Genomic DNA, 15,482 nt, shown 5'->3' on the forward strand with positions numbered 1-15,482 from the left:
CTCACCAATACTCGTCCGGCAGCTTTCCTTCGATGTCGCGGGTGTGGCGGCGAGCGCAGGCGGGGCACATCCAGCGCACGACGTTCTTCTCGCGGGTGGAAACCCAGGCGAGTGTCTGCGCGGGCTCCTCGTCGCCGCCGCGGATCCGACCGCACAACGAGCAAGTGACCTGGTCGCTCACGATCGTCGTCCATAATGGACGGTCTTCGCCCCTTGGAGGAACAGATCCCGGCGAGTGCCCAGGAAGGCCGGGTTCGCCGGATCCACCAGCGCGGCCGCGGTCTCGTGGTCGTCATCGCCGAGGCGATCGCCTGCGACCTCGTTCAACCAGGTCACCCGCTCGATGACGAACTCGCGCAGCAGTTCGGGGCCCGGCGCCGGGTGGTGGATGAGCACCCCGAACGAATCGACGTCGACGAGGCCGGCTCGCTCCAGCGCGATGTTCCAGCCGTAGGGCATGGAAACGGAGCCGGGGATTCCTGCCCGCATCTCGGCAAACCACTCACCGCGCGCGGCGAGCAGCCTCTCCTCGAGCCCGGGGCGGCCGATGCCGAGATCCCAGGGGAGGCAGTTGAAGTCCAGGCCGCCCTCGGAGATGGCGACCAGCCCGCCGGGGCGGGCGAGCCGGGCGAGGGTGTCGATGGCCGTCTGCTGGTCGGGCAGGTGGTGGACCACGCGGGAAGCCCAGACCAGATCGGCGGCAGGGAGCTTGGCGGGCAATCCTTCGTCGGCCACGTCGGCGTGGATCGTCTCGACGATGGCCCGCTCCCCCGCGGCCGCGCTCACAACTCGGTGCGCTTCGGCGAGCAGTTGTTCGGTCGCGTCGACCAGCACGATCTTGGCGCCGGCGGCGGCGAGTTCCTCGGCGAAAAGCACGCTCATTCCGCCCGCGCCGCAGCCGACGTCGAGGATGGTCGGCCCGTCCGGCATGCCCTCGAGCAACCGCCGAGCCGCCGCCCGCATCGGCTCGGCGTCAAGTGCCTCGGCCATGCGAAGCGCGCGAAGTCGATCAGACCAGTCGATGTCGTCGTGCGTGTGTACGGCCATTCCTCCAGTGAACACCACGCCGAGCCGCCCCACGTCCCCAAAAGGGAGCGGGGGACCTTTGCTACCGCGCCGCGGTAGCAAAGGTCCCCCGCTCCCCCTGAGTGGTCAGGCCTGGAAACGCTCAGCTCGCCGGGTCGCCCAGCGGGCGACCTTGGTCCACCTGCGCGCGGCGCGTGGGCCGCTCCGAGCCCGCTGCGCGCGGACTCCCTCCTCGAGGTCTCGTATTCGGGCCCTGGACAGTTCTTCATAAAGCAACATTTCGCTGGTCTCCTCGACCTTGATCTCGTTCAATTCGGTCGGCGCGTGAGTTCCCGTCCGCGCCTCGTAATCCCTGGTGGTGATGAGTTCGACGGTCATGCCGCGGCGCTCCGCTCGACCTTGCGCGCGACCGGGCGAGCCTCGGCGGCGGGCTCGACGACCGCGTTCTTGCGGGGGCGACCACGGGGCCGCTTCCGCGCGACGACGACGCCGCGCTCGAAGATTTCGCCACCCCAGACGCCCCACGGCTCACGCCGCGAAAGGGCGCCCGCGAGGCAGGCGGAACGGACCGGGCAGTCCGCGCAGAACGCCTTCGCTCGCTCGAGCTCTGCCGGCGACTCGGCGAACCACAGGTCCGCGTCGCCCGAACGGCAGGGAAGCATCGACTCGGGCGAGTCGATGGCGTCGAGCAGGTCTACGACGCCGGCGTCGGCGAAGGGCAGGGCCTCCCCCGGCGCGAAAGCTATGGCCGATGACATAAGTGCACTCCTCTGTGCCGTAACGGATTTCGTACTCACGGTGGAACTGGACAACGCTGAACCCCAATTAGGTTGTGCAGCCAACTTGTTTGTGCAGCAAAAAACACGAAGGCCGCGGATCCGGTAACCGGTTCCGCGGCCTTCGTGAGCCTCTGGTCCTGACTAGGTCAGGAACTTCGCTCCCGTTCGGACAACGGAACACGGAACTGCTTGATGACCGGCAGATCGACGCCACCGTTCACGTACGCCCCACCGAAGGCGGCAGCGTGCGTGAAGGTCTCGTCGGCGGTAACCCAGCGCCGGTTGAGACGCTGAGTGCCGCGGGCGGCGAGGATGCTCACGGGCATGAAGGTGCCCTGGCGCTGTGCCTGCGGGACTTCCGCGACGCAGGACAGACGGGTGCCAGGGTTCGTGAGCTTCATGTTGATCCTCATTTCACTGACACCACCTTTCTCTGTCGCGCGCGAGCCGCCCTGCGGTCTACGCTGTGTTGTAGATGTTCTTCCCCAGACCGGGCGCTTCCCGCCCGGTACCTGCAGGTTATTGCCCCCGGCCGCACCGGGGCAACTTATTTTCCAGAAAATCCGTCGAAGTTGCGAAGATCGGCTCTGAGCAGCAGGTTCGCCGCGTGGATCACGCCTGGAACGCGGTCAAGTCTCCACTGAGGCCCGCACGACGTCGAGAACCTCCGCTCCGAAGCGCTCGAGCTTCGTCGCGCCGATCCCGGAGATGGCACACAACGCCGTGTCATCGGTTGGCCGCTGTTCGGCGATGGCGACGAGCGTCGCGTCCGTGAAAACGACGAAGGCCGGCACCTTGAGCTCTCGCGAGCGCTCCCCTCGCCAGGACTTCAGCTTCTCGAGCAGCTGCTCGTCCACGTTGGACGGGCAACGGGCACACCGACCGAGCTTGATATCGAGTGTCTCCAGCAGCGGCCCGCCGCACACGCGGCACCGGGCCTTGTTACCGGACTGCTTCGGCTGCTGTGACCGGGCGACCCGCGCAGCCGGGTGATCTTCGGGAATGAGGCCGTAGAGGAACCTGCTGCGTCGCCGATTACGGCGATTCCCCGACGTCCTGGCCAAGGCCCACGACAGCGAGAGATGCACTCGAGCTCGCGTGACGCCGACATAGAAGAGGCGGCGCTCTTCCTCGATGGCCGCGTCGTCGCCGTCGGCATGGAGGATCGGCATGGTCCCCTCGGCGAGCCCCACGAGGAACACGGCGTCCCATTCGAGACCTTTCGCCGCGTGAAGCGAGGCCAGGGTGACGCCCTCCACCGTCGGGGGATGTTGCGCTGTCGCCCGTTGTTCGAGCTCCGCCACGAATCGAGGAAGATCCGCATCTTCGACCGTGGAAGCCAGCTCCTCGGCCAACTCGACGATCGAAAGGAGCGCGTCCCACCGCTCTTTCGCCGCGCCTCCGGCGGGAGGCTGGTCGGTGAGCCCCACCTTCGCGAGGACCGAGCGAACGCGGGTCACCAGCTCGCCGGTGTAAGCGTCGGTCGACGCCATCCGCAGCGCGGACATGGCCTGCCGGACCTCGGCCCTGGCGAAGAATCGCTCGCCGCCGCGGACCAGGTACGGGATGCCCATCTCCGCCAGAGCCTGCTCGTAGGCTTCGGACTGAGCGTTGACGCGGTAGAGCACCGCGATCTCGCTGGCCGCCACTCCGCTGTCGAGCAGATCACGGATCCTGCGCGCGACAGCCGCGGCCTCAGCGGTTTCGTCGTCATACTCTGCGAACCGCGGGGCCGGCCCGGAAGGACGCTGGCCGATCAGCTTCAACCTCGATCCCGCAGGACGGCCGCGCGCGGCGCCGATCACTTGATTGGCGAGAGCCACGACCTCCGGAGTCGACCGGTAGTCCCGCTCGAGCCTCACGACCGTCGCCTCGGGGAACCTCCGGGTGAACTCCAGCAGTGGCCGGGGAGAGGCACCACCGAACGAATAGATGGTCTGGTTGGCGTCGCCGACGACAGTCAAGTCGTCACGGCCGCCGAGCCAGGCGTCGAGCAGTCGCTGCTGCAGCGGGGTGACGTCCTGATACTCGTCGACGACGAAGCAGCGATAACGCTCGCGGAACTCCTGGGCCACCACCGTGTGCTCCTCGAGGACGGCCGTGGTGTGCAGGAGCAGGTCGTCGAAATCGAGGACCTGCGCGGCGTTCTTGACCTTCTCGTAGTTGCGGTAGACCTCCGCGACCTGCGAGGCGGGCGCCGGTGTGTCTCGCTGTGTCCGTGCGGCTACCGCCGGATAGTCGTCCGGCGATACCAAAGAGGCCTTGCTCCACTCGATCTCACTGGCAAGGTCACGCAACAGTTCCGTCTCGGTGCCGAGGCCGGCCTTGTTGGCGGCTTGGCTGATGTAGCGGAATTTGTTCTCGAGCAGCTCCCAAGGCCGGTCCCCGACGACCTGAGGCCAGAAATACCGCAGCTGACGGCGGGCGGCGGCGTGGAACGTGAGCGCCTGCGCGGCGTCCACACCCAACCCCCGAAGACGGGTGCGCATCTCGCCCGCTGCGCGGGTCGTGAAGGTGACGGCGAGAACCTGACCAGCGGCGACGTGGCCGGAACGGACCAGGTGGGCGATGCGGTGGGTGATCGTCCGGGTCTTGCCGGTCCCTGCTCCCGCGAGGACGCAGACCGGCCCCCTCGGCGCGCAGGCGGCGGCGCGTTGCTCGGGATCGAGCCCATCGAGCAGGCCTGGACGACTCTTCGGGGACGATGCGCTAACCACGTCCCGATCCTCGCAGAGTGCCCGCCGGGATCGGCGCAGGGCACGCAGCCGTATCCTGGTCACATGGCGGGAAAGCAGGACAAGGAAGCAGCGAAGCTGGCCAAGAAGGAGAAGCGTGCCGCGAGCAAGGCTCGCCGCGGGCAGATCTTCGAGGCCTTCAAGATGCAGCGCAAGGAAGACAAGGCGCTCATCCCCTGGATGGTCGGATCGCTCCTGGTCATCACAGGTGTCGTTTTCGGCATCGGGTTCATCTTCGACGTCCACTGGGTCTTGCTGCCGCTGGGCATCCTGCTCGGTGCGCTGGCCGCTGTGATCATCTTCGGCAGGCGGGTCCAGAAGACCGTGTACTCGAAGGCCGACGGGCAGCCGGGTGCCGCGGCGTGGGCGCTCGAGAACATGCGTGGCCGCTGGAAGGTCACGCCGACCGTGGCGGCCACCACTCAGCTGGACGCCGTGCACCGAGTTCTCGGTGGTCCGGGTGTCGTGCTCGTCGCCGAGGGTGCGCCGCACCGCGTGAAGTCCCTGCTCGCGCAGGAGAAGAAGCGTGTGTCCCGCTTGATCGGTGAGACGCCGATCTACAACGTGATCATCGGCAACGAAGACCAGCAGGTGCCGCTGAAGAAGCTTCAAAGCCACCTGATGAAGCTGCCGCGCAACCTCAAGCCCGCCCAGGTCGACGCGCTGGAAGCCAAGCTGGCCGCACTCGGCAGCCGCGGCGCCGCCATGCCGAAGGGCCCGATGCCCGCCGGCGCGAAGATGCGCAACGTCCAGCGCACCATCCGTCGCCGCTGACGAAACGAGGACCAGGGGTCCTTTGCTACCGCCACGTGCGGTAGCAAAGGACCCCTGATTCGTCTCCAGGCAAAAATTGTCGGTGGGTGGTCGCATGATCACTGTGTGGACACAACCTCGAGCGCCCGGCAGCAGGCGCTGGCAGCGATGTTCCCGGACGGTGTGGCCGCCCGGGCGAAACTTGTCGCCCTCGGACACTCGCATTCCTCGATCTCGCGCCGTTGCCGCGAGGGAGGCCCGTGGCGCCGTCCGATACCCGGCGTCATCCTTCTGACCAACGCCACGCCGACCAGGCATCAGCTCTTGAAGGTCGCTCTGACTCACGCGGGCCCGGAGGCGATGCTCACCGGAGTACAGGCCGCCAGGTTGTACGGGGTCCGAAGACTCCCGCCCGAAAGACGGGCACACACCCTGATCCCTCACCGGAGCAAGGTCGCCACCTGGGGCTTCGCGGTCGTAGAACGAACGATCCACCTGCCGGAACCGGTGGAGATCGACGGGTTGCCCGTCGCTCCTCTTGCCCGAGCCCTCATCGACGCTGCCCGGCGTATGGACGAACTCGAGTCGGTGCGGGCGATGATCCACGACGCGGTCCATCGTGGGCTCTGCACACCAGAGGAACTTCGAGACGAGCTGGCCCAGGCCAGCACGATCGGCTCGGCGCTTCCTCGAATAGTCGTCAACGCCCTGCAGGACGGCGTCAACGCCGCAGTCGAGCAGTGGCTGAAGTCTGCAGTCGAGCGCAGCGGCTTGCCCACACCCGTGTGGAAGGCAGAGCTACGAACTCCGGACGGAGTGCTTGTCGGGATCGCCGATGCCTGGTGGCCACAGGTCGGCGTCGCGCTGCAAGTCAGCTACGACGAGGTCGCACTCGAACCGGACAAGGTGTCCGAGATACCAGCCCTCGTCGCTCCAGGCCTCATCGTCGTCCAGGTGAGTCCGGGCCAGCTACGTGACGAGCCGCTGGTGGTGATCCAGGACCTGCGAGCAGCCCATCGCCGTGCCCGACAACGACCGCCTCCAGATCTCGGGAGCGTCCCTGCGGCACCTGCCGCCTGACCGTTGCCGGTTCGGCTGACGCTTCCTCCGGCGAGAGCAAAGGTCCCTTGCTCCCCCACCGGCGGTCATCGCATGCGGATTACAACGGTTCCGGTCAGCCGGTCGAGCCAGCTTCGCCCATCGATGTTGCGGATCGCGGCTGGAATGATCACGAAGGTCAGTGCCCCCCGCACGACGGCACGCCACACACCGACCATTTGCGCACCGTCGAGCCTGGCGACGCGGATTCCGACCACTGCCATACCGGGGGTGAACCCGAAGAAGGCTGCGGGAATGACCGTGATGGCTGCCCAGACGCCGACCGACCACAGGTTGAAGGTCTGCATGACGGCCGGATCCTGCAGGCTGGGAGTCATGAAGAGGGCGGTGAGCAGCGAGGCGAGAACCAGGTCGATGAGCAGCCCGAGAAGGCGCGCGCCGCCGCCCGCTACCGAGCCGACACCCGACTGGGGCAAGCCGAGTCGCTCACCACGCCACCGCTGCGTACCCTCGCCACCGGCCGTCGTCTCATCGCCGGCTCCGGGCAGCCATTCTCCGGTCCATCTCGCCACCCATCCAGGGTATGCCGGTGGCGCGGGCCACATTCGCCCTGGTCGACTACCCGATATCGCCGCCCCGTTAACACCGGCGAAACATACGGGTGACGGTCGGGCAACACCGCGCTCTTAGCGTGAGCCGAAGAGAGTACTGCCGCCGGCAACGAACGAGAAGGAGTCACCGAGGGTGCCCACTACTCCAGACGACATTCAGCGCCTTATCGCCGACGAGAACGTAGAGGTCGTCGACGTCAGGTTCTGCGACCTGCCCGGCGTTATGCAGCACTTCACCGTTCCGGCGAAGGCGTTCAACGAGGAAGCTTACGAAGAAGGCCTGGCCTTCGACGGCTCCTCGGTGCGTGGTTTCCAGTCGATCCACGAATCCGACATGCTGCTCCTCCCGGACCCCGAGACGGCTCGTATCGACCCGTTCCGCAAGGCGAAGACGCTCTCGCTGAACTTCTTCGTGCACGACCCGTTCACCCGTGAGGCGTACAGCCGCGACCCGCGCAACATCGCACGCAAGGCTGAGCAGTACATCTCCGAGTACGGCGTCGCGGACAACGTGTTCTTCGGCCCCGAAGCCGAGTTCTACATCTTCGACTCGATCCGGTTCGACTCGGCCGAGCACGCCTCGTTCCACGAGATCGACTCCGTCGAGGGCTGGTGGAACACCGGCGCCGACGTGCCGGGCGGCAACCAGGGTTACAAGACGAAGTTCAAGGGCGGCTACTTCCCCGTCCCGCCGGTCGACCACTTCGCCGACCTGCGCGACGAGATCGTCCGTAACCTGCAGGGCTCCGGTTTCGAGATCGAGCGCGCGCACCACGAGGTGGGCACCGCCGGCCAGACCGAGATCAACTACAAGTTCAACACGCTGCTGCACGCTGCGGACGACCTGCAGCTGTTCAAGTACATCGTGAAGAACACCGTGTTCGCCGCCGGCAAGACCGCGACCTTCATGCCGAAGCCGCTCGCCGGTGACAACGGCTCGGGTATGCACTGCCACCAGTCGCTGTGGAAGGACGGCACGCCGCTGTTCCACGACGAGTCGGGGTACGCGGGTCTGTCCGACACCGCCCGCCACTACATCGGTGGTCTGCTCAAGCACGCACCGAGCCTGCTGGCCTTCACCAACCCGACCGTCAACTCGTACCACCGGCTCGTGCCGGGCTTCGAGGCCCCGGTCAGCCTGGTGTACTCGCAGCGGAACCGATCGGCTTGTGTCCGTATCCCCATCACGGGCAACAACCCGAAGGCCAAGCGCGCCGAGTTCCGGTGCCCGGACTCCTCCGGCAACCCGTACCTCGCGTTCTCGGCGATGATGATGGCCGGTCTCGACGGCATCAAGAACAAGATCGAGCCGCCGGAGCCCATCGACAAGGACCTCTACGAGCTTCCGCCCGAGGAGGCCCAGAACGTCAAGCTCGTTCCTGGCGACCTCGGCGCGGTCCTCGACACGCTGGAAGCGGACCACGACTACCTGCTCGAAGGTGGCGTGTTCACTCCCGACGTGATCGACACGTGGATCTCCTACAAGCGTGAGAACGAGATCGACCCGCTGCGGCTGCGTCCGCACCCGTACGAGTTCTCGCTGTACTACGACGTGTGATCGTGCGGTAGGAAACACCAAGAGCACGCCGGTGGTGAGGTGCGGAAGCGCCCTCACCACCGGCGTTTCTTATTGGGTTAGGTAATTCGGCTACTCCGAAGTGGAAAGAACCTTCAGGTCGACGCCAGCTCGCTCGATCCGGCCGCGCGGGTCGTCCACCAGTTTGCGTCGCTCGAGATCCATGAGCCCCAGCGTGCAGGTGATCTCCGCGGAGAGGGTGCCGTCGACCTTGTAGATGTTCGAGTCCATATGGAAGGTCTTGCCGGTGCCGAACTTGGCGTCGCACGTCACGTCGACGACATCGCCTGCCCGAAGCTCGCGCCGGAAGACGATATGGGATTCGAGCAGCACGAAGGCAAGGTTCGCATCGCGCATACCCGCGTTGAGGCCGCCGGCGAGTTCCATCAGCTCAAGTCTGGAGACCTCGCCGTACGAGTGGTAGACGGCATGGTTGAGGTGTCCGAGGGTGTCCAGCTCATAGTGACGCACCTTGATCCGGGTGCGAAATGGCTCGCGCACAGTCACCGGTCCACTGTAAGCGCCACCCGCCGTCCGCGACGCCGAGTGTGAGCAAGGGACCTTTGCTGTCGCCTCGTCCGTTCATGACAAGCGGCAGCAAAGGTCCCTTGCTCCCTTTCCGCAGGTCAGAGCGATCAGCCCTGGTAGAAAAGGGTCTCCACGACCGCATGGGCGCGTCGCGTCGTCCGCCGGTAGGCGTCGAGGAACTCGCCTGGGTCGTCATCGGCCGAGTACCCGAGCACTCGCGCGACGGCGGCGAGGTCGCGACCGGAGCTGGGAATTTCGTCGACCGCTTTACCGCGGACCAGCATCCCGGCGTTACGGACCCGCGTCGCCAGCAACCAAGCCTCTGTCAGGAACTCGATCTCGGCGGGCTCAGCGAGCCCGGCTTCCGCCGCGGCCTTCAGGGCCTCGATCGTCGAAGTGGTCCGGAGTCCCTCGACCTCATGTCCGTGACGCAACTGCATGAGCTGCACGGTCCATTCCACGTCGGCGAGCCCCCCGCGGCCGAGTTTCGTGTGCCGGGTCGGGTCGGCGCCCTTGGGCATCCTTTCCGTTTCCACACGCGCCTTGATCCGCCGGATCTCCCGCACGCGAACCGCGTCGAGACCCGCCTGCGGGTAGCGAATGGGGTCGATCATTTCGATGAACCGTGCACCAAGGTCGTCGTCACCGGCGATGAACCGAGCACGGAGCAGCGCTTGCGATTCCCAGACCTCCGCCCACCGCCCGTAGTAGCTGCGGTAGGACTCGAGGGTTCGCACCAACGGGCCGCTCCGTCCCTCCGGGCGAAGATCTGCGTCGACGACCAGCGCCGGGTCGGGGCTGGGAGCGCCGAGGATCTTGCGTACCGTCTCGGCGACGGAGGAAGCGGATTTCGCTGCTTCGGAGTCCGACACACCCTCGGCGGGCTCGCACACGAAGAGAACGTCCGCGTCGGATCCATATCCGAGTTCGGCCCCGCCCAACCGCCCCATGCCGATGACGGCAATCTTCGCGGGGGTCTGGCCGAGCTCGGCCTGGCGCTGGCGAAAAGCAGCCGCCAAGGCACCTTGAAGCACGGCGACCCACACACTGGACAGCGCCTCGCAGACGGCTGGGACATCGAGCAATCCCAGCAAATCCGCCGACGCGATCCGGAGCATCTCGTGCCGGCGCAACGATCTCGCGGCGGCGACCGCGGCGTTCAATCCCGGCTGGCGTCGCACGGCGGCTCGCAGTGAAGTGGCCACTTCCGCCGGGGTCCGGCCGGCCAACCGCGCTGGATCACCGAGCAACTGCAGTACTTCCGGCGCTCTGGCCAGCAGGTCGGGAACCAGACGTGACGTACCGAGCAAGAATGCGAGCCGCTCGACGACGGCACCCTCGTCTCGAAGCACCCTGAGGTACCAGGGCGTTGCTTCGAGTGCTTCCGAGACCTTCCGGTAGGACAGAAGTCCGCGGTCAGGGTCCGGGGTGTCGGCTAGAAGGTCCAACAAGACCGGCAGGAGAGCTTGCTGGATGGCCGCCCGACGGGACATTCCCGCGGTCAGTGCCTTGATGTGCTGCAAGGCCCCGTCCGGCGCGGCGTAGCCGAGTGCGGCGAGACGGCTCTCTGCCTGTTTCGTGGTCAGCCGTAGTGCGTCCGTCGGCACGTTCGCGACCGATTGCAGCAGGGGCCGGTAGAAGAGTTTCTCGTGAAGACGCCGAATGCTCTGCAGATGGCGGCGGAACTCCGCCACCAGCACGTCCCCTTCGCTTCTGCCCCGGGCAGGCCGCACACCGCTCGCTCTCGCGATCGTTCGCAGCTCGCTGACATCCGAAGCGGCAGGGAACAAGTGCGTACGCCGTAGTCGGCGAAGCTGGAGCCTGTGCTCGATGGTCCGGAGGAACTCGTAGGAGGATGCGAGCTCCGCAGCGTCCTTGCGGCCGACGTACCCGCCGTCCCCCAGAGCGGCGAGTGCGTCCATCGTGGACGGGGAGCGCAGCTCTGCGTCGATCCGCCCGTGGACCAGTTGCAGCAACTGCACGGCGAACTCGACGTCACGAAGGCCGCCGCGACCCAGTTTGAGCTCGCGTTCGGCGTGCGCGGACGGCACATGGCCCTCGACGCGGCGCCGCATTTTCTGCACCTCGGGAACGAAATTCTCCCGATCGGCCGCAGCCCAGACCTTCGGTGCGACCATCTCCGCGTACTGACGCCCGAGCTCGGCATCGCCTGCGACCGGCCGCGCTTTGAGCAATGCCTGAAACTCCCAGGTCTTGGCCCATTTTTGGTAGTAGGCGGCATGGCCATCGAGGGTTCGGACCAAGGCGCCCGCCTTGCCCTCCGGGCGCAACGCCGCATCGACCTCGAAACACGCCTTGCCGACCACACGCATCATCGTGCTGGCCAGCCTCGTGGAGATCGAAAGATCTCCATCTCCGACGAAGATGACATCCACGTCGCTCACATAGTTCAGCTCGCGACCGCCGCATTTGCCCATCGCGATCACGGACAAATGGCCTTCGGCAGCTACACCCACCTCGGCCTCCGCGACCAGGAGACCGACCGTCAGCGCGGCCTCGGCCAGCGTCGTGAGCTGGGCCCCGATCTCGGCATAGGGTGGCTGGCGGAGGCCGGGTTCGACGAGATGCCCCAGGTCGGCCGCAGCTATTCCGAGCAGCAGTTCACGGTAGCCGATGCGAAGAGCCTGCTCCGACTCGAGCCCTGTGAGCAGCTCACCGTCCGGCCGCAAATGGTCGAGAAGACTGCTCACATACAGATCCGGCGCAATGTTCTTCTCGCCCTGGAGGGTCTTCCAGCAGTCGGTGTTCGCGACCAGGAAGTCCGCGAGCGCGCTCGAAGTGCCCAGAACGCCGAGCAACCGGCCGCGGAAGGTTCGGTTGGTGCGGAGCGCCTGGTCGAGCTCATTCCAGGTAGCAGGGTCAGCTTCCCTGATCCGGTCCAGTCCGCTCAGGGCGAGGTCGGGATCCGCAGCGCGGGAAAGCGCCGACATCACGTCGGCGGCGGAGCCGTCCGGGCCGGATTCGGTCCACCAACCGGCAGCACGCAGCTGCCCGTCGGCTCGGGGGTCAGTGAAGCCGTATCTCGCCACGGAAGCGGTCGGCCTGGCGCGCTCAACCATCGGCTTCCACCGTAGTCGCCCATCCGTCCGAGACCAGACGGACGCGCAAGGGAGCAAGGGACCTTTGCTGCCGCGTGGAGGCGGTAGCAAAGGTCCCTTGCTCCCCTAAGCGGCGACTCTGCCGACTTCCTGTTCGGGAACGGTCGGGGCAGGACTCGCGAAGCTGCCTGCGTTGACGGGGCTCCGCCGTGAAAGAAGGTAGATCCCGATACCGATCGCCAGGCCTGCGACACCGACGGCGATCGTGCCCACCGTGCCCGTCGAGGTCACGAGGCCGGCCGCGGCACCGACGATGGCTGCGGCGGGAAGTGTGAACAGCCAGGCGATCACCATGCGGCCGGCCGTGCGCCAGCGGACCGGTGATTCGTTCCTGCCGACCCCGGAGCCGACGATGCCGCCAGAGCAGACGTGGGTCGTCGAGAGTGGAAAGCCGAAATTCGTCGAGGCGAGAATGACCGCCGCCGAGCTGGTCTGCGCGGCGAAGCCCTGCGGGCCGGCGATATCCGTCAGGCCTTTACCCAGCGTCAAGGTGATTCGCCAGCCGCCCAGGTATGTTCCGAGCGCGAGTGCCAGCGCCGCGCTGACGATCACCCAGAGCGGCGGCCCTGCCCCGGCGGGAAGGGTTCCGGCGGTGATCATCGTCAGCGTGATGATGCCCATGGTCTTCTGCGCGTCGTTCGTGCCATGGGCGAGCGAGACCAACGAGGCCGAGATGATCTGGCCCACCCGGAAGCCGGCGGTGCGGCCACGGCGGACGAAGATCCGATAGACGAAGTACGTCGCGATCATCGCCACGAGGCCGGCCAAGACCGGTGACAGTGCCGCTGGCACCAGCACCTTCTCGACGATCTTTCCGAAATGGACGGAGTCCGTTCCGGCCGATACCCATGTGGCGCCGATCAGCCCGCCGAACAACGCGTGGGACGAGCTGGACGGTAGTCCGACGAACCACGTGATCAGGTTCCACACGATCGCCCCGACCAGGCCGCCGAAGACGATCGCCGGTCCGATCTTGGAGTCGTCGACGAGTCCATTCGAGATGGTCTTGGCCACCTCGACCGACAGGAAGGCCCCGACCAGGTTCAGGACCGCCGAGATCGTCACCGCGACCTTGGGACGCAACGCCCCGGTGGCGATCGACGTCGCCATCGAGTTGGCCGTGTCGTGGAACCCGTTCGTGAAATCGAAAATTAGGGCCGTGACGACGACGAGCACGACCAAGACTGAGGGCTCCACCCCGACCTCCGAACCCTTCGAAATTCCCTTCGCAAGGTACCTGACGGCATGACCTGAGCGTTAATAGCCCATACACATTTGAGACATAGGTCGTTAAGCCATCGGCAATGTACGTTGACGGTCCGCAGCCGGGGCGAGGGCACCGGACACCAGACGGACGAAGCGATGGGCGAACGGCCGCCAGGTTTCGGTGATGTCGGCATGCACCCGAGCGAGGTTTTCCTGGGTGAGTACGTCCGGCCGGGTGAGTTCTGCCATTTCCGGCGACTGGCGTGCCCAGTCGAGGACCACATCCGGCGACGTCTCGATATGGAACTGGACACCGTAGGCACAACGGTCGAATCGGAAGGCCTGGTAGGCGTACCGCGGCGAAGAGGCGAGAAGCTCGGCGCCCGCGGGCAGTCTCGTGATCGCGTCGTTGTGAAACTGCAGGACGTCCTGCATCAGCGGTAAGTCCGCGAAGAGCGGGTCTGTCCAGGCAGCGTCCTTCTTGGACACAAGGCCGGGGCCGACCTCAGGCCCTCGATCACCTATGGCGACGCTGCCACCCAGCGCCACAGCCAGCAGCTGACCACCGAGGCAAATCGCGAGGGTCGGGATGCGCGCGCCCGCGGCCTTCGAAAGAAGCTTCCGCACGTCCGCGAGCCATGGATGAGCTTCGTCGTCGTTGGCGCCCATCCCGCCGCCGAGGCAGACGACACCCGCGTACCCGTCAAGATCGGTGGGGAGCGTCTGATCGGGCAGCAACCGGATGTCGAGCTCGGCGCCGGCCTCTGTGAACCAGTCACCGAGAGGGCCGATCGGGTCGGATGCATCCGGCTGGATGACGAGCAACTTGAGAGCGGTCACATCCCCAGCCTACGACCGCCGGGGGAGCGGGGGACCTTTGCTACCGCTCGGGGTGGCGGTAGCAAAGGTCCCCCGCTCCCCTAGTCAGCAGGCGCAGCGCGGAGTGGGTGTCGAGGTGACAGCGGGTACCGAGGCGCCCCGGTCGACGGGATAACCGGCTGCTTGCCAGGCGGTGATGCCGCCGGAGAGGCGTTTGACCTTGAAGCCGAGCTCCGCAAGCTTCAACGCTCCCTTGGTCGCGGCATTGCAGTGGATGCTCTCGCAGTAGCAGACGTAGACGAGTTCGCGGTCCAGCTCGCGGAGCGACTCAGCCGTCATCTCCCGATACGGGAGGTTGATCGCGCCCGGGATGCGAGCCGACGCGAAGACTTCAGGGGCCCTGGTTTCGACGACCACGTACCCGTGCCGAGCACCGGACGTGAGGTCTCGGACCAGGTCATCCGGGTCGACTTCGAGGGCGAGCTCGGCGTGCAGGTGCGCGGCCGCGGTCGCGCTGTCCAAGGCCGGAAACATGAGTACGCGGGGTTCGGTCGTCATGTCCCAATCCTGCTGGCCGGTGATCATCCACAACATCGGAAAATCCAGGTCCTGCCGGCGGTTAGCCTGGAGTTTCCTGGTGGGCACGACGATCAACCTGGAGTTCTGTGAACCTCGATGATCTCGACTGGCAGCTACTCGAACTGCTCCAGTCCGACGGCCGGTTGACCTTCTCTGAACTCGGTCGGCGTGTGTCGCTGTCCGCGCCCGCGGTGACCGAGCGGGTTCGTCGGCTTGAGGAGAGGGGGATCATCACCGGATACTCGGCCACCGTCGATGTGGCGAAGCTCGGGTTACCGATCGAGGCGATGGTCCGGGCGAGGGTCCGGAGTTTGGACTCGGCCCGCTTCCGCGAAACGGTCCTCGCGCTTCCCCAGGTCCTCGACGCCGATCACGTCACTGGCGACGAGTGCTGGCTGGTACGGGTCGCCTGCCGGAGCACTGCGGAGTTGGAGGAGCTCGTAGAGCGGATGCAACGCTATGGAGAGACGACGACTTCCCTGGTCTTCTCATCGCCTGTGCGCCGGCGCGCTGTAGGCCAGCGGAGCTGCTGAGCGTCGCCGTCGGGGGGCGGGGGAGCAAGGGACCTTTGCTATCACTTGGCGTGTGTGGGTATGAAGAAAGGGTCCAGGCCCCGGGAGAACTCGTGGTTCTCGACCGGGGCCTGGACCCTTCTTTTAATGTTAGTCCGGCGGTGTCCTACTCTCCCACAA

The 15,482-nt window shown here is 66.3% G+C and carries 16 protein-coding genes; 4 read left to right on the forward strand and 12 right to left on the reverse strand.

All coding sequences use genetic code 11. The features are described from left to right. Position 1: 1 nt before the first annotated feature. The 6 genes from ACZ3HL_RS27495 to ACZ3HL_RS27520 form a co-directional block, all read right to left on the reverse strand. Positions 2-181, reverse strand: coding sequence for a hypothetical protein (locus ACZ3HL_RS27495; RefSeq protein WP_465534579.1), 180 nt, complete (start codon positions 179-181; stop codon positions 2-4). Then, a complete protein-coding gene (locus ACZ3HL_RS27500; protein WP_465534580.1) occupies positions 178-1,047 on the reverse strand; it encodes a class I SAM-dependent methyltransferase in 870 nt (289 codons plus the stop codon). The genes ACZ3HL_RS27495 and ACZ3HL_RS27500 overlap by 4 nt, the downstream gene beginning before the upstream one ends. A 105-nt stretch (positions 1,048-1,152) precedes the next feature. Continuing rightward, on the reverse strand, positions 1,153-1,404 hold the full coding sequence (locus ACZ3HL_RS27505) for a hypothetical protein (RefSeq protein WP_126737722.1): 252 nt from the start codon (positions 1,402-1,404) through the stop codon (positions 1,153-1,155). Beyond that, positions 1,401-1,784, reverse strand: coding sequence for a WhiB family transcriptional regulator (locus ACZ3HL_RS27510; protein WP_378445138.1), 384 nt, complete (start codon positions 1,782-1,784; stop codon positions 1,401-1,403). The genes ACZ3HL_RS27505 and ACZ3HL_RS27510 overlap by 4 nt, the downstream gene beginning before the upstream one ends. A gap of 167 nt (positions 1,785-1,951) precedes the next feature. Next, positions 1,952-2,218 (reverse strand): hypothetical protein, encoded by a 267-nt coding sequence (locus ACZ3HL_RS27515; RefSeq protein ID WP_126737720.1) that lies wholly within the window; start codon positions 2,216-2,218, stop codon positions 1,952-1,954. 216 nt (positions 2,219-2,434) lie between these two features. Further along, the gene (locus ACZ3HL_RS27520; protein WP_465534581.1) at positions 2,435-4,522 is read right to left on the reverse strand and encodes an ATP-dependent DNA helicase UvrD2; all 2,088 of its coding nucleotides are present in this window, start codon (positions 4,520-4,522) and stop codon (positions 2,435-2,437) included. A 63-nt stretch (positions 4,523-4,585) separates the two neighbouring features. Here ACZ3HL_RS27520 and ACZ3HL_RS27525 point away from each other — a divergent pair, with 63 nt between their 5' ends. Together ACZ3HL_RS27525 and ACZ3HL_RS27530 are read left to right on the forward strand one after the other, a co-directional pair. Next, positions 4,586-5,314: a DUF4191 domain-containing protein gene (locus tag ACZ3HL_RS27525; RefSeq protein ID WP_192746453.1), complete on the forward strand. Its 729-nt coding sequence runs from the start codon at positions 4,586-4,588 to the stop codon at positions 5,312-5,314. 549 nt (positions 5,315-5,863) lie between these two features. Further along, complete coding sequence (locus ACZ3HL_RS27530) at positions 5,864-6,373, forward strand: hypothetical protein (RefSeq protein ID WP_465534582.1); 510 nt, start codon at positions 5,864-5,866, stop codon at positions 6,371-6,373. 65 nt (positions 6,374-6,438) lie between these two features. Here ACZ3HL_RS27530 and ACZ3HL_RS27535 read toward each other — a convergent pair whose 3' ends face one another. Further along, positions 6,439-6,924, reverse strand: coding sequence for an RDD family protein (locus tag ACZ3HL_RS27535; RefSeq protein ID WP_465534583.1), 486 nt, complete (start codon positions 6,922-6,924; stop codon positions 6,439-6,441). A 172-nt stretch (positions 6,925-7,096) separates the two neighbouring features. Here ACZ3HL_RS27535 and glnA point away from each other — a divergent pair, with 172 nt between their 5' ends. Next, a complete protein-coding gene (gene glnA, locus ACZ3HL_RS27540; RefSeq protein WP_005167524.1) occupies positions 7,097-8,521 on the forward strand; it encodes a type I glutamate--ammonia ligase in 1,425 nt (474 codons plus the stop codon). A 90-nt stretch (positions 8,522-8,611) separates the two neighbouring features. On the opposite strand, the gene ACZ3HL_RS27545 is transcribed toward glnA, so the two are convergent. The 5 genes from ACZ3HL_RS27545 to ACZ3HL_RS27565 all read right to left on the reverse strand — a co-directional run bounded on the left by ACZ3HL_RS27545 (position 8,612) and on the right by ACZ3HL_RS27565 (position 14,769). Further along, a complete protein-coding gene (locus tag ACZ3HL_RS27545) occupies positions 8,612-9,046 on the reverse strand; it encodes an acyl-CoA thioesterase (protein WP_044856402.1) in 435 nt (144 codons plus the stop codon). A gap of 128 nt (positions 9,047-9,174) precedes the next feature. After that, positions 9,175-12,147 (reverse strand): bifunctional [glutamine synthetase] adenylyltransferase/[glutamine synthetase]-adenylyl-L-tyrosine phosphorylase, encoded by a 2,973-nt coding sequence (locus tag ACZ3HL_RS27550; protein WP_465534584.1) that lies wholly within the window; start codon positions 12,145-12,147, stop codon positions 9,175-9,177. Positions 12,148-12,252: 105 nt separating this feature from the next. Next, on the reverse strand, positions 12,253-13,383 hold the full coding sequence (locus tag ACZ3HL_RS27555) for an inorganic phosphate transporter (protein WP_465422060.1): 1,131 nt from the start codon (positions 13,381-13,383) through the stop codon (positions 12,253-12,255). 93 nt (positions 13,384-13,476) lie between these two features. Continuing rightward, on the reverse strand, positions 13,477-14,232 hold the full coding sequence (locus ACZ3HL_RS27560) for a type 1 glutamine amidotransferase (RefSeq protein ID WP_465534585.1): 756 nt from the start codon (positions 14,230-14,232) through the stop codon (positions 13,477-13,479). An 84-nt stretch (positions 14,233-14,316) separates the two neighbouring features. After that, positions 14,317-14,769 carry a rhodanese-like domain-containing protein gene (locus ACZ3HL_RS27565; RefSeq protein WP_465534586.1) on the reverse strand — a complete coding sequence of 151 codons (453 nt, stop codon included), beginning with the start codon at positions 14,767-14,769 and terminating at the stop codon, positions 14,317-14,319. 107 nt (positions 14,770-14,876) lie between these two features. On the opposite strand from ACZ3HL_RS27565, the gene ACZ3HL_RS27570 reads away from it, so the two are divergent. Continuing rightward, positions 14,877-15,323: an Lrp/AsnC family transcriptional regulator gene (locus tag ACZ3HL_RS27570; protein WP_465534587.1), complete on the forward strand. Its 447-nt coding sequence runs from the start codon at positions 14,877-14,879 to the stop codon at positions 15,321-15,323. Positions 15,324-15,482: the final 159 nt, after the last annotated feature.

The organism is Amycolatopsis sp. NPDC000009, assembly GCF_055563465.1.

What these genes read in the sequence shown, in the direction of transcription:
- ACZ3HL_RS27565 (WP_465534586.1), bottom strand. Translation starts at nt 14,769, where the DNA reads ATGACGACCGAACCCCGCGTACTCATGTTTCCGGCCTTGGACAGCGCG.
- ACZ3HL_RS27515 (WP_126737720.1), bottom strand. Translation starts at nt 2,218, where the DNA reads ATGAGGATCAACATGAAGCTCACGAACCCTGGCACCCGTCTGTCCTGC.
- ACZ3HL_RS27530 (WP_465534582.1), top strand. Translation starts at nt 5,864, where the DNA reads ATGGACGAACTCGAGTCGGTGCGGGCGATGATCCACGACGCGGTCCAT.
- ACZ3HL_RS27505 (WP_126737722.1), bottom strand. Translation starts at nt 1,404, where the DNA reads ATGACCGTCGAACTCATCACCACCAGGGATTACGAGGCGCGGACGGGA.
- ACZ3HL_RS27525 (WP_192746453.1), top strand. Translation starts at nt 4,586, where the DNA reads ATGGCGGGAAAGCAGGACAAGGAAGCAGCGAAGCTGGCCAAGAAGGAG.
- ACZ3HL_RS27510 (WP_378445138.1), bottom strand. Translation starts at nt 1,784, where the DNA reads ATGTCATCGGCCATAGCTTTCGCGCCGGGGGAGGCCCTGCCCTTCGCC.
- ACZ3HL_RS27550 (WP_465534584.1), bottom strand. Translation starts at nt 12,147, where the DNA reads ATGGTTGAGCGCGCCAGGCCGACCGCTTCCGTGGCGAGATACGGCTTC.
- ACZ3HL_RS27500 (WP_465534580.1), bottom strand. Translation starts at nt 1,047, where the DNA reads ATGGCCGTACACACGCACGACGACATCGACTGGTCTGATCGACTTCGC.